Origin of the sequence: Vagococcus hydrophili (assembly GCF_011304195.1) — a bacterium.
In the GTDB taxonomy this organism is placed as follows: domain Bacteria; phylum Bacillota; class Bacilli; order Lactobacillales; family Vagococcaceae; genus Vagococcus; species Vagococcus hydrophili.
Map to the genome: position 1 here is coordinate 1,505,804 of NZ_CP049887.1, position 13,839 is coordinate 1,519,642.

A 13,839-nucleotide genomic window follows, 5' to 3' on the forward strand; every position below is an offset into this window, starting at 1 on the left:
TTACGTTGTTGAAATTAGTTGTCTTTTAGACTATTTTTAAAAGATTTTTCTTTCAAAATGTGTTATTTGTAAAAATATTTTTTTAAAGAGTTTGAAATTATCGATATGGGGATGTTTAGACATATAAGGGACGATGATGAAAACTGTAATCTTTAATTATTTTTTGAATATCATTTTCTTAGAAATTTCCTGTGTTAAGAATGATTTCTTAACAACATCAGGAGATATTTATAACTTCGATGTAAAACTAGGAACTATAGTCCTATCATTTAAAGAGTCGGGCTCTTTAAATGGATGTCACGTTGAAATGAGAGTTGATACGAAGGCAAGGATTAATGGGGAGGAAGCCAGATGGGGATCTGGCTTTTTTTTTGTTGACAAAAGTCTGTTGAGGCGTTAAAATGATTAGTTGCAGAAGGTTTTATGTTTACAAATAAAAAGGGATATGAAATATTGTCCATAACCCTTTATTTATAGGAAAACAAAGATAGGACGACCATATAACAATATGCTCAAGCTCTATTTTTGGTTTTTTTTTACTTAAAAACACTTTATTACATTCTATGTAATGAATTTTTAATATTTGTAACATAAGATTATTTTTGAAGCAAACTCAGAAGGGGTGACTTAATTTGGTTGGACACGTAGTCAAATACGGAAAACACCGAGAAAGACGCAGTTATTCAAGAATTAGTGAAGTATTGGAACTGCCAAACTTAATTGAAATTCAAACAGATTCTTACAAATGGTTCTTAGATGAAGGTTTAAGAGAAATGTTTGAAGATATTATGCCAATTGCAGATTTTAGCGATAAATTATCATTAGAATTTGTAGATTATGAAATGAAAACACCAAAATACACAGTTGAGGAAGCTCGTGCACATGATGCCAACTTCTCAGCACCAATCCACGTTACCCTAAGATTAGATAATCAAGTAACTGGTGAAATTAAATCTCAAGAAGTCTTCTTTGGTGATTTTCCATTAATGACTGAAATGGGAACATTTATCATTAATGGAGCAGAAAGAGTTGTCGTATCTCAGTTAGTTCGTTCTCCTGGAGTTTACTTTAATGGAAAAACAGAAAAGAATGGCCAACAAGGATTTGGTACAACAGTTATCCCTAACCGTGGAGCTTGGTTAGAGTTAGAAACAGATGCTAAAAACTTATCATACGCTCGTATTGACCGTACAAGAAAAATTCCATTTACAGTGGTTGTTCGTGCCTTAGGTTTTGGTTCAGATTCAACCATCATGGAAATTTTTGGTGAGAGTGAAAGTTTACAAGCTACTATAGAAAAAGACATTCATAAAAACTCAGGAGATTCTCGTACAGAGGAAGCTCTTAAAGATGTTTATGAAAGACTACGTCCAGGTGAGCCTAAGACAGCCGAAAGTTCAAGAAACTTATTAAATGCTCGTTTCTTCGATCCAAAACGTTATGACTTAGCAGCTGTTGGTCGTTACAAAGTCAACAAAAAATTAAACTTGAAAACACGTTTATTAAACCAAACATTAGGTGAAACATTAGTTGATCCTGAAACAGGTGAAATTATCGTTGAAAAAGGCACAGTTATCTCACGTCAAGTGATGGACACATTAGAAGAGCATTTAGATGCTGGAATCAATAGTGTGACTTATTACCCAAGTGAAGATGGTGTTGTGACTGAACCAATGACAATCCAAGTCATTAAAGTTCTTTCACCAAAAGATCCAGAGCGTATTGTTAACGTGATTGGTAATACTAACTTAGGCGATAAAGTGAAAACAGTTCGCCCAGCAGATATCATCTCAACAATGAGCTACTTCTTGAACTTACAAGAAGGCATTGGACAAGTTGACGATATTGACCATTTAGGTAATCGTCGTATCCGTTCAGTTGGTGAATTATTACAAAACCAATTCCGTATTGGTTTATCACGTATGGAACGTGTGGTTCGTGAAAGAATGTCAATCCAAGACACTGAAACATTAACACCACAACAATTGATTAATATCAGACCTGTTGTTGCGTCAATGAAAGAATTCTTTGGTTCTTCTCAGTTATCACAATTCATGGATCAAACCAATCCACTAAGTGAGTTAACTCATAAACGTCGTCTATCAGCCTTAGGACCTGGTGGTTTAACACGTGACCGTGCCGGATATGAAGTACGTGACGTGCATTATTCCCATTATGGTCGTATGTGTCCGATTGAAACGCCTGAGGGACCAAATATCGGGTTAATCAACAGTTTATCAAGTTACGCTAAAGTAAATAAATATGGTTTCATTGAAACACCATATCGTCGTGTGAACCGTGCTACAGGAGTGGTATCAACACAAATTGATTACTTAACTGCTGACGAGGAAGATCATTATATGGTAGCCCAAGCAAACTCTCCGTTAAATGAAGATGGTTCATTTGCAGAAGAATTAGTTATGGCTCGTATTCAAAGTGAAAACTTAGAAGTTAATGTAGACAAAGTTGACTACATGGACGTTTCTCCAAAACAAGTAGTTGCTGTTGCCACATCATGTATTCCTTTCTTGGAAAACGATGATTCCAACCGTGCACTTATGGGAGCGAACATGCAACGTCAGGCTGTTCCATTAATCCAACCACGTTCTCCAATCGTTGGTACTGGTATGGAATACAAAGCCGCTCATGACTCTGGTGCTGCTCTTTTATGTAAACATGATGGTGTCGTTGAATATGTAGACGCAAGAGAAATCCGCGTTCGTCGTAGCAATGGTGCTTTAGATAAATATACAGTCATTAAATTCCACCGTTCAAATGCTGGAACGAGTTATAATCAACGTTCAATCGTTAAATTAGGTGAAATCGTTGAAGCTGGTGACACATTAGCAGATGGTTCTTCTATGGAAGAAGGAGAAATGGCTTTAGGACAAAACGTTTTAGTAGCATTCATGACGTGGGAAGGTTACAACTACGAGGATGCGATTATCATGAGTCGTCGTTTGGTTAAAGATGATGTTTATACTTCTATCCATATTGAAGAATATGAATCAGAAGCACGTGATACTAAATTAGGACCTGAAGAAATTACTCGTGAATTACCAAACGTCGGGGACGACGCACTAAAAGATTTAGATGAAATGGGTATTATCCGTATTGGGGCTGAAGTTCAAGACGGTGACTTATTAGTTGGTAAAGTAACGCCTAAAGGGGTAACTGAGTTATCTGCTGAGGAACGTTTACTACACGCTATCTTTGGTGAAAAAGCTCGTGAAGTTCGTGATACATCACTACGTGTTCCTCACGGTGGTGGCGGTATTGTTCATGATGTGAAGATCTTTACTCGTGAAGCAGGAGACGAATTATCTCCTGGTGTTAATATGTTAGTTCGTGTTTATATCGTTCAAAAACGTAAAATTCATGAAGGTGACAAGATGGCCGGTCGTCATGGTAATAAAGGGGTAGTATCTCGTATTATGCCAGAAGAAGATATGCCGTTCTTACCTGATGGAACACCAGTTGATATCATGTTAAACCCTCTTGGGGTACCTTCTCGTATGAACATTGGGCAAGTACTTGAGTTACACTTAGGTATGGCTGCTCGTTCATTAGGTATTCATGTTGCAACACCAGTATTTGATGGGGCAGATGAGGAAGATGTATGGTCAACTGTTGCTGAAGCGAACTTAGCGCGTGATGCAAAAACAGTTCTTTATGACGGTCGTACAGGTGAGCCATTTGATAACCGTATCTCAGTTGGTGTGATGTACATGCTTAAATTAGCCCACATGGTTGACGATAAATTACATGCTAGATCAATTGGACCATACTCATTAGTAACGCAACAACCACTTGGAGGTAAAGCTCAATTTGGTGGACAACGTTTTGGAGAGATGGAAGTATGGGCACTTGAAGCTTATGGTGCTGCTTATACATTACAAGAAATCTTAACTTACAAATCAGATGATGTTGTCGGTCGTGTGAAAACTTACGAATCAATCGTTAAGGGTGAACCAATTCAAAAACCAGGTGTACCTGAATCATTCCGCGTACTTGTTAAAGAATTACAAGCTCTTGGTTTAGACATGCGCGTACTTGACGCTGAAGACGAAGAAATTGAATTACGTGACATGGATGATGAAGACGATGACTTAATTACAGTAGATGCTTTAGCTAAATACGCTAAAGAGCAAGCTGAAAAACAAGCAGCAGAGCAATCATTAAAAGATGCACAAGAAGGCAAGGAATAGTTAATAACTAGACCAATAGTTATTTCTGATAGATAAAGAAATGGAGGGACATCTTTTGATCGATGTAAATAAATTCGAAAGTATGCAAATCGGCTTAGCTTCTTCTGAAAAAATAAGAAGCTGGTCATACGGTGAAGTAAAAAAACCAGAAACAATCAATTACCGTACTTTAAAACCAGAACGTGACGGTCTTTTCTGTGAACGCATTTTCGGTCCTACAAAGGACTGGGAGTGTGCTTGTGGAAAATACAAACGTATCCGTTATAAGGGTATTGTCTGTGACCGCTGTGGGGTTGAGGTAACTCGCTCTAAAGTTCGTCGTGAGCGTATGGCTCATATCGAACTTGCAGCGCCAGTTACACATATCTGGTACTTCAAAGGTATTCCAAGTCGTATGGGTCTTGTATTAGATATGAGCCCACGTGCTTTAGAAGAAATTATCTACTTTGCGTCTTACGTAGTAACAGATGCAGGAGATACGTCATTAGAAGTAAAACAATTATTAACAGAGCGTGAATACCGTGAAAAACGTCAACAATATGGACAAGGTTTCCAAGCAGGAATGGGTGCTGAAGCCATTAAACGCTTGTTAGAAAATGTTGATCCAGAAAAAGAAGTTGTTGAGTTAAAAGAAGAGTTGAAAACAGCTCAAGGTCAAAAAAGAACACGTGCGATTCGTCGTCTAGATATTTTAGAAGCTTTCAGAACTTCTGGAAATGATCCTAGTTGGATGGTTATGGACGTTGTGCCAATCATCCCGCCAGATATCCGTCCAATGGTTCAATTAGAAGGTGGCCGTTTTGCAACAAGTGATTTGAACGATTTATATCGTCGTGTGATTAACCGTAATAACCGTTTGAAACGTTTATTAGACTTAAACGCACCAGGAATTATCGTTCAAAATGAGAAACGTATGTTACAAGAAGCTGTGGATGCTTTGATTGATAATGGTCGTCGTGGCCGTCCAGTAACTGGACCAGGTAACCGCCCACTTAAATCTTTATCACACATGCTTAAAGGTAAACAAGGTCGTTTCCGTCAAAACTTACTTGGAAAACGTGTTGACTATTCTGGTCGTTCGGTAATCGTTGTTGGGCCATTCCTAAAAATGTACCAATGTGGTTTACCAAAAGAAATGGCGATTGAATTATTTAAACCATTCGTTATGCACGAATTAGTTAAACGTGAAATCGCAAGTAACATTAAAAATGCTAAACGCCAAATTGAGCGTCAAGAAGATGCTGTTTGGGATGTATTGGAAGATGTTATTCGTGAACATCCAGTTTTACTTAACCGAGCACCTACGTTACATAGACTTGGTATCCAAGCGTTTGAGCCTGTTTTAGTTGAAGGTCGCGCGATTCGTCTTCACCCATTAGTATGTGAGGCTTACAATGCCGATTTCGATGGGGATCAAATGGCGGTTCACGTTCCTTTAAGTGAAGAAGCACAAGCAGAAGCTCGTTTACTTATGTTAGCGGCTCAAAATATCCTTAACCCTAAAGATGGAAAACCAGTTGTTACACCATCTCAAGATATGGTTCTTGGTAACTACTATTTAACAATGGAAGAGCCAGGACATATTGGTGAAGGAATGATCTTTAGAAACTTAGATGAAGTTGTTATCGCATGGAGAAATGGCTACGTCCACTTACATTCTCGTATTGGTTTACAAACAAGCTCAATGCCTGAAAAACCATTCACTGAATGGCAACGTGATCGTATCTTAATTACAACTGCTGGTAAAGTTATCTTTAATGAAATTATGCCACCAGAATTCCCATACTTAAATGAACCAACTGATTATAACTTAACAGTTCAAACTCCTGATAAATACTTTGTAGAAGCTGGAACAAATATTCCAGAACACATCAAAGCTCAAGAGAAAATTGGACCATTTAAGAAGAAAAACTTAGGTAATATCATTGCTGAAGTCTTTAAACGCTTCAAGATTACTGAAACTTCTAAAATGTTAGATAGAATGAAAGATTTAGGTTACAAGCACTCAACATATGCTGGTATGACTGTAGGGATTGCAGATATTGTAGTCTTACATGAAAAACAAGGTATGATTGAAGAAGCCCACAAACAAGTGGATGCTGTAACAAAACAATTCCGTCGTGGTTTAATCACTGATGATGAACGTTACGAAAGAGTCATTGCTATTTGGAACGCAACGAAAGATGCTATCCAAGTTAAGTTAATGGAAAGTTTAGACGATCGTAACCCAATCTTCATGATGAGTGACTCTGGTGCCCGTGGTAATATTTCCAACTTTACTCAGCTTGCTGGTATGCGTGGACTTATGGCTGCACCGAATGGTCGAATCATGGAATTACCTATCGTATCTAACTTCCGTGAAGGATTAACGGTCTTAGAAATGTTTATCTCTACCCATGGTGCTCGTAAAGGTATGACGGATACGGCCCTTAAAACAGCCGATTCAGGTTACTTAACTCGTCGTTTAGTTGACGTGGCCCAAGATGTTATTATTCGTGAAACAGATTGTGGAACTGACCGTGGTTTAGATATTAAAGCAGTTAAAGAAGGTAATGAAGTTATTGAGACACTAGAAGAGCGTATGTTAGGACGTTACACTCGTAAATCAGTGAAACATCCAGAAACAGGCGCAACTATTATTGGTGCAGGTGACATTATTACTGAAGATATCAGTAAAGAAATTATTGAAGCGGGTATTGAAGAAATTTCAATCCGTTCAGTCTTTACATGTAATACAAAACATGGTGTATGTAAACACTGTTATGGCCGTAACTTGGCAACAGGTTCTGAAGTTGAAGTTGGGGAAGCAGTTGGTACAATTGCCGCTCAATCAATCGGTGAGCCTGGTACTCAGTTAACAATGCGTACTTTCCATACGGGTGGGGTTGCCGGAGATGATATTACTCAAGGTTTACCTCGTATCCAAGAGATCTTTGAAGCACGTAATCCTAAAGGGGTTGCCATTGTTTCTGAAGTTGCTGGAGAAGTTATTGAAATTTCTGAAGACGCAACGGATCGTACGAAAGAAGTTATTGTTAAAGGTATAACAGATACAAGAACATACAGCGTTCCTTATACATCTCGTATGAAAGTTGCTGAAGGTGACATTATCGAGCGTGGAACACCATTAACAGAAGGTTCAATTGAACCAAAACACTTATTAACAATTACTGATGTGTTAACTGTGGAAAACTACCTACTTAAAGAAGTACAAAAAGTGTACCGTATGCAAGGGGTAGAAATCGGCGATAAACATATCGAGGTAATGGTTCGTCAAATGTTACGTAAAGTTCGTATCATGGATCCAGGTGATTCTGATATCTTACCAGGTACATTGATTGATATTAATGAGTTTAAAGAACGTAACTACAATACTTTAGTAGCCGGTGGCACACCAGCAACTGGTCGTCCAGTGTTATTAGGTATTACAAAAGCGTCTCTTGAAACAAACAGTTTCTTATCAGCGGCTTCATTCCAGGAAACAACACGTGTGTTAACGGATGCAGCAATTCGCGGTAAGAAAGACCACTTACTTGGACTTAAAGAAAATGTTATCATCGGTAAGATTATTCCTGCCGGTACTGGTATGCCAAAATACCGTAACATGGAACCAAAAGAAGTGGGCGTTGCTAGCGAAAATGTTTACAGTATCAGTGACATTGAAGCACAAATGGCAGCAGCAGATGCATTAAAATCACAAGACTAATCAGAGTGGATAAAAAATCGTTTTGCTCTGAGTAACTGGAAGAGACCTCAAACAATCCGCTTTTTGGATTGCTTGAGGTCTTTGAAGTTACCGAAAGAGCAGATTGTAAAAGTCATTTCTCCCTAGGAAACTAGGTGAGAAATGGCTTTTTTATTATTTTAAAAAAAGAGTGATGATAATTAAACCAAATGTCAAAAAAGGAACAAATGGCAATCTTTGAATCTTTTTATTAAAGAGTATTTGGTAAAGTAATATAAAAATAATACCTGATAAAGAAGCGATTAAAATTATTTTTAAACAGACGACAAGTGGGAAGAATATTCCCCAAATAACTAAGAGTTTAATATCACCGCCACCAATGCTGTTAGGCAACAATAGAGTAAGTAAATAAAAGAAACTTAAAATTATTAAAGGTGTGGATAAACTGTGGACAGAAAAAGCGTGATTGAAATAAAAGAATAAAAGAGCAGTTAATGAGCCCGAATATAGAATGTTTGGTTCAACCAGTAGATAAAGGTAGTCAGTTAAGCTAAGTGTTAGTCCTGTTATCCACAGTATTAAGAGATATAAAGTATCTATGTGAATCCCGATAGTTAATTCAAACAGTATAACTGAACTCCCTGTTAATAACTCGAATAAACTGTGATAGAGGGGAATCTTCTGTTTGCAATGCCGACAGTTGTTCTTGTGGAAAACAAGTCGATAAAAGGGAACTAAATCTATGGGGCTCAGTGTTGCTTGGCAATGATCACATTCTGAGCGAGTAGAGACAAAGTTTTTATGAATGGGAATTCTTTTTGCTAATACACCTAAAAATGAACCAAGAATAATGCCGTAAAAAAAATAAAATATCATATGTTTTTCCTCCTTTAAAATATAATTTACGTAAAAAAGCACTTTTTCTTTTAAAAATCATAATATATTCAAGAAATTGTGCTATATTGTGTTTAATGGGATATTAGGAGAGAAAAAGAATGAAAAAGAAATGGTTATTGTTAATTCCTTTTTTGATTACTTTATTAGGTATGACAGGTTGTGGGAAAAAAGGAATCGATGGAGAAGAAGCCTCCAAATTATTTATTGAAAATTTTATTTATGAAAAAGAAGCAGATAAATTTACAGAAAATTTTGTTCAAGGTGATATTTTAAGTAAGCAATTGAGTATTATGACAGATGGTTTTCAAGAGAGTTTTTCAGAAGTGTTTGACCCTATTGCAGGAGCATTATCGACAAAAGAAAAAGAAGAAATTTCTTCTGGGTTGATGAAGGAAGTAAGGGAAAAAAGTAAATATGAATACACCGTTAAAGAAGAATCAAAGAATAGTATCAAAGTTACTTATAAAATTAAGGGATTTGATTATTCTGATTTAGTTGAAACAACGCTAAATGGTGTCTCTAAAGAAATTAAAAGAAGTAGCAGCCAAGAAGCCAATGAAATTAAGCGTATGATTCTAGTCTCTTTTTCGGAAGCCTTAAATAAGGGAAAAGCAATGGAGAAAGAAGCCAAAGTCTCAGTCAAATTTGAAAAAGAAAAGGGCAAATGGAAACTAGCTGATAAGCAGGATGAAACGTTAGAAGTGTTACTGTTAGCGTTTATTTCTGGCTATAATGATAAAGATGATTACAACAAAGAGATGACTAAAACCGTTAAACGTTCCGTCTCTCAAGCTGAAAGTACCCTTTAAATCATTTCATTGTCCACTACCTTTAAAAAGTGGTAGACTGAATATATTAAATCATGTAAGGAGAGTTTTAATTATGAGTAATGTAAAAACAAAAGAAGTACTGAACCAAACTGTTGCAGATTTGAGTCAATTTTCGGCTGTTATCCACCAAGCACATTGGTACATGCGTGGGACATCATTTTTAGCACTACATCCTAAAATGGACGAATTTATGGATGAAGTCAATGACTATCTTGATGTTGTGGCAGAAAGATTAATCACAATTGGTGGTAGCCCATTTTCGACCTTAAAAGAATTTTCTGAACAAACTAAAATCAAAGATGAAATTGGTTCTTATGATAAAACAATGACTGAGCGTTTATCAATTGTTTTAGAAGGGTTCCATTACTTAAGAAACCTTTGTACAGAGGGAATTGAAGTAACAGAAGCTGAAGGTGATCATGTGTCTCAAGATATCTTTATTGATATGAAAGGCAATATTGAGAAAACAATTTGGATGCTTCATGCTGAATTAGGAACTGCCCCTGAATTATAAAAATGATTAAAAGACTAGCTGATTGTCGCTAGTCTTTTTTGGTATTAAAAACTGTTATTAAGAGTACGTTAAACCTGTTTGTTTTCATTAATTATTTTAAGAAACTACCGATATAAGTAGTGAAGTTAATAATTAAGGGTGGGGGACTCGAGATGTCAAGATTAAAGAAAGTTGTTTCTGTGATGTTAGTTATTATTGGAATCACAGGTTTTGTGGTAGAAGCAAAAATGATGACGATTGGGAAAAAAAAGAAAGATGTCATAACGATTGCTAAGCAGTATGAGGTTCAATCAACAACTAAAGAAAAAGTCGTTCTTAGTTCAGAAACAGAGGATAAAAAAGAAAGCAGTTCTTCGACCGAGGAAACAAAAGAACCAGAGAAGAAAGAAGAAGTCAAAGAACCTGAAAAACCGGTAGAAGAAGTTAAGTCAGTGGTTGAAATTGTCGAGCCTGTGAAAGAAGAAGTCATAGAGGAAGTTGTTGAAGAAAGACGAATGGTGGAAAAAACACCACAATACATGCCAAATAGTTTAGGGATTAACGGAATTTATCGTAACTACTTACCAATTGGTCGGGGAAATCATGTGGAAGTGGTGGAACAATATATTAATGGTGGTAACTTAATTGCTGCTGTGGGTTCTTATAATCCTTATGAAAATCAAACTACTTATTTTGGTGGGCACAACCCGGGAATCATGGATTATATGGAACAGAATCTAAGTATCGGATCTATCGTAACGGTAACGGATGGCAACGGACGACCTTTTGAATACCGAGCTGTAGATTACACGATTGTGGATATTTACGGTGAGGGTGTTCTTAGTTCAATCGGCATGAGCGCGATTGATTTGTATGAATTTGGTAGTGGTCAAAGGTCTCTAGCGATTCAGTACTGTTTATCTAGTAATGATTTAATGGTGATGTGGTATTTACTACCTTTATTTTAAATAAAAGAGACTGTGACATATGTCACAGTCTCTTTTACAAACTAAACGGTGTTACAGAAGTAGCTTCTTATTTCTTGAAGCTGAACACTTCTGTCACAACCTCTTATTTTTTTCGTTTCGTAAGAAAGATATAGTAACCACTAAATGAAGCTATCCCAAATACAAATAGTAGACTTCCTGGAATAATTCCTGGTGGTAAGAAAGATAATGCAATCGTATGTTTTCCTTTTGGCACATCAAAAGTTAGGAAAGCATCTTTAAAGTCTTTTGTTTTAACTTTTTGGCCATCGATTTTAGCTGTCCAGCCTTTGTCGTAAGGAATGGTTGTCATTAAAACTTGGTCTTCTGGGTTTTCCACAGTAGCGGTTGCTTTTCTGCCAGAAACCTTGAAATCAAGTCCGTGATTGTTAATTTCCTTCATGGCACTTTGATATTTGTTGGTATCCATTAAAACAACAGGTGGATCGATTAAATCCACATCTTTTGTTCCATATAGTTCTAACGTAAAACGAAGGGTGGAATCTTTTTCAAAGTAACCTAGATTATAATATTGACCAGTAATATTGATTTGGCTCTTATAGTTGGTTCCTTGAGAGCGAATCGTGGCACTAGAGCTTTCGATTTGTGAGAAATCACTTGGGAATAAGCTCAAGTATGCTTGGTTACCAGCTGGTACGAAAATATCGTAATCTATGGTTTTAGCAATATTAGGTTTAATCTCTTTAAAAGAAACTCGGTTATTTTCTTTGTAAACAATCGTCGTGTTTTTACTATCCACAAGTGTTGGTTTAGTAAAACTAAAGTACGTATCATTGTAGTTAGACAGCTGATTAATTAAGGCTGTTTGAGCTCCTAAATTATCATTTTTAGGGAACTTGGTTTTGTAAAGATTCTCGTTTGTTAGAACACCTAAAGGCATAGCATATTCATTTTCATAGAGTTGATATTTTCCTGCTTTACCAGTGGATTCAAAGCCAAACTTATTTACTGGTTGGTCACTGATATTGTGTTTAATACCAACTAAACTATCCATGAATAGCGTATTATTTTGATATCTTGTATTCAGGCTTGTCCCTCTTGATCTATAACCAAGATCATTTAAGAAAGTAGATGAATGGCGATTTCTAATAGATGAAAACATACTAACACCACTGAATCCGTAATTAAAGCTATCATTTGAAGAGATAGGAGCAAGCGATTCTAAGCGGTAAAACGTGTCCTTATTCGCATCATCTGCTTTATCAACTAATTTTTTATAGTTAGGATAAGGTTCAGAATACAAACTTCTGGAAGCATAATTCCAATCTTTTAAAATGCCGTTCAGCATATAAGATGTGTTTAGGAAAGCTTCACCTGAAACCATCAATAATAAAATAATCGTTAATTTCTTCCCAGATAATTTTTTTAATTGGAAAAAGATGATTGCTGTTAAATAAAGTAAAACAAAGAGAATAGTTACCAGTAATTGAGTGAGTGTCGCAAATTCATAACTGTCTTTTGGTGCCGTCAATTTAGCAAGGACAAAAAGAATCGGTAGAATTAAGGCGATACTGACTAAAGCACCGTTGTCGTCTTTAGTGAATTTTTCCCAGCCGTAGCCAGCTAACATCACAACTAAGAAAGAGAATAAAAAGCTAAATCTAAAAAGGAACATGTTCGGTGCATGCATGCCATGCCAAAATAGATTCAGTGGCTCTAAATAAAAACTAGCAATTAGTAAGACAAAAATCGAGCCATAAGCTAATTTTTGAGTTAATTTTACTTTTTTAGTTACAAAGTAAAAAATACAGAAAATCAGTGGCAAGAGTCCAACATAGATAAAGGGAATCGAACCGTATTTGGTTGTATCAAAGACCCCAACCATGTTTTTAATCACAATATCCCAAAAGGCAGTGGCTTCTGTTTTAAATTTTGTCATTTCTGATAATGTTTCACCGTTCGTTTTTAAATCAAGAAAGGCAGGTAAAATCATAATCATTGAACTGAGACCAGCTAAGATGGAAGTAATGAAATAAGGAACGATGGCTTTTTTATATTCCTTTGGTTTGGTTGCTAATCGAGCAAAGAAGTAGCAAACCGAAAAGATTCCAATCATAAAGCCAAAATAAAAGTTAGAGATAAATAATAACAAGTAGCTGACAAACAGTAACTTAGATTTACCATTGTCCATCACGCGATTTATCCCTAAAATAACTAAAGGTAAGTACATAAAAATGTCTAGCCACATAATCAACTCAGAATGAGCGGTGATAAATGACATCAGTGCATAAGAAACACTTAACGTCACATGAGACCACTGTGGTATTTTGTAAGTATTTTTAGCATAATACCAAAAGGCGAAACCCGCGCTCCCAATTTTAATTAGGGTTAATAGATAAAGTGCGTCTGGGATGTTTTCATTGTTAAAGAAGAAAACAATTGGCGTAAAGATACCACCCAAGTAATAAGAAATCAAGGACCAATAATTAAGCCCAAGTGACGCATTCCACGTGTAAAAGATACTTTGGTCCCCGTGAAGTACGTTGTTGAAGCTAGCATGGAAATTTGAAAATTGGGAAAAGGCATCACTGGCTAGAACACTGCGATCACTGCCCCAATATATTCCAAGACTAAGGTAGACAAACATCATGATGAAAAAGGGGATGGCAAAGGCTGCAAGGCCATATTTTCCTTCACGTTTAAAATAATTTTTTAGTTGATTAAAATTCAATTGAGTATTCCTCCGTTTTTGGTGAATTAACTTCTTTATTTTATCATA

At 36.3% G+C, this 13,839-nt stretch carries 7 protein-coding genes; 5 read left to right on the plus strand and 2 right to left on the minus strand.

What is annotated here, in order from left to right; genetic code table 11:
- The first annotated feature begins 632 nt into the window (after window positions 1-632).
- Both rpoB and rpoC read left to right on the plus strand, forming a co-directional pair.
- Window positions 633-4,208 carry a DNA-directed RNA polymerase subunit beta gene (gene rpoB, locus G7082_RS07620; RefSeq protein WP_166034517.1) on the plus strand — a complete coding sequence of 1,192 codons (3,576 nt, stop codon included), beginning with the start codon at window positions 633-635 and terminating at the stop codon, window positions 4,206-4,208.
- Window positions 4,209-4,263: 55 nt separating this feature from the next.
- Entirely contained in the window at window positions 4,264-7,914 is a 3,651-nt protein-coding gene (gene rpoC / locus G7082_RS07625) for a DNA-directed RNA polymerase subunit beta' (protein WP_166034518.1), read from the plus strand.
- A 153-nt stretch (window positions 7,915-8,067) separates the two neighbouring features.
- On the opposite strand, the gene G7082_RS07630 is transcribed toward rpoC, so the two are convergent.
- The gene (locus G7082_RS07630; protein WP_166034519.1) at window positions 8,068-8,769 is read right to left on the minus strand and encodes a prepilin peptidase; all 702 of its coding nucleotides are present in this window, start codon (window positions 8,767-8,769) and stop codon (window positions 8,068-8,070) included.
- 119 nt (window positions 8,770-8,888) lie between these two features.
- Between G7082_RS07630 and G7082_RS07635 the strand changes: the two genes are divergently transcribed.
- The 3 genes from G7082_RS07635 (at window position 8,889) to G7082_RS07645 (ending at window position 11,081) form a co-directional block, all read left to right on the plus strand.
- Complete coding sequence (locus G7082_RS07635) at window positions 8,889-9,599, plus strand: DUF5105 domain-containing protein (RefSeq protein ID WP_166034520.1); 711 nt, start codon at window positions 8,889-8,891, stop codon at window positions 9,597-9,599.
- Between the two features lie 73 nt (window positions 9,600-9,672).
- Window positions 9,673-10,134 (plus strand): Dps family protein, encoded by a 462-nt coding sequence (locus G7082_RS07640; RefSeq protein ID WP_166034521.1) that lies wholly within the window; start codon window positions 9,673-9,675, stop codon window positions 10,132-10,134.
- A gap of 152 nt (window positions 10,135-10,286) precedes the next feature.
- Entirely contained in the window at window positions 10,287-11,081 is a 795-nt protein-coding gene (locus G7082_RS07645; RefSeq protein ID WP_166034522.1) for a hypothetical protein, read from the plus strand.
- 103 nt (window positions 11,082-11,184) lie between these two features.
- On the opposite strand, the gene G7082_RS07650 is transcribed toward G7082_RS07645, so the two are convergent.
- Window positions 11,185-13,791: a YfhO family protein gene (locus G7082_RS07650; protein WP_338064239.1), complete on the minus strand. Its 2,607-nt coding sequence runs from the start codon at window positions 13,789-13,791 to the stop codon at window positions 11,185-11,187.
- Window positions 13,792-13,839: the final 48 nt, after the last annotated feature.

What these genes read in the sequence shown, in the direction of transcription:
- G7082_RS07630 (WP_166034519.1), bottom strand. Translation starts at nt 8,769, where the DNA reads ATGATATTTTATTTTTTTTACGGCATTATTCTTGGTTCATTTTTAGGT.
- G7082_RS07635 (WP_166034520.1), top strand. Translation starts at nt 8,889, where the DNA reads ATGAAAAAGAAATGGTTATTGTTAATTCCTTTTTTGATTACTTTATTA.
- G7082_RS07640 (WP_166034521.1), top strand. Translation starts at nt 9,673, where the DNA reads ATGAGTAATGTAAAAACAAAAGAAGTACTGAACCAAACTGTTGCAGAT.
- G7082_RS07645 (WP_166034522.1), top strand. Translation starts at nt 10,287, where the DNA reads ATGTCAAGATTAAAGAAAGTTGTTTCTGTGATGTTAGTTATTATTGGA.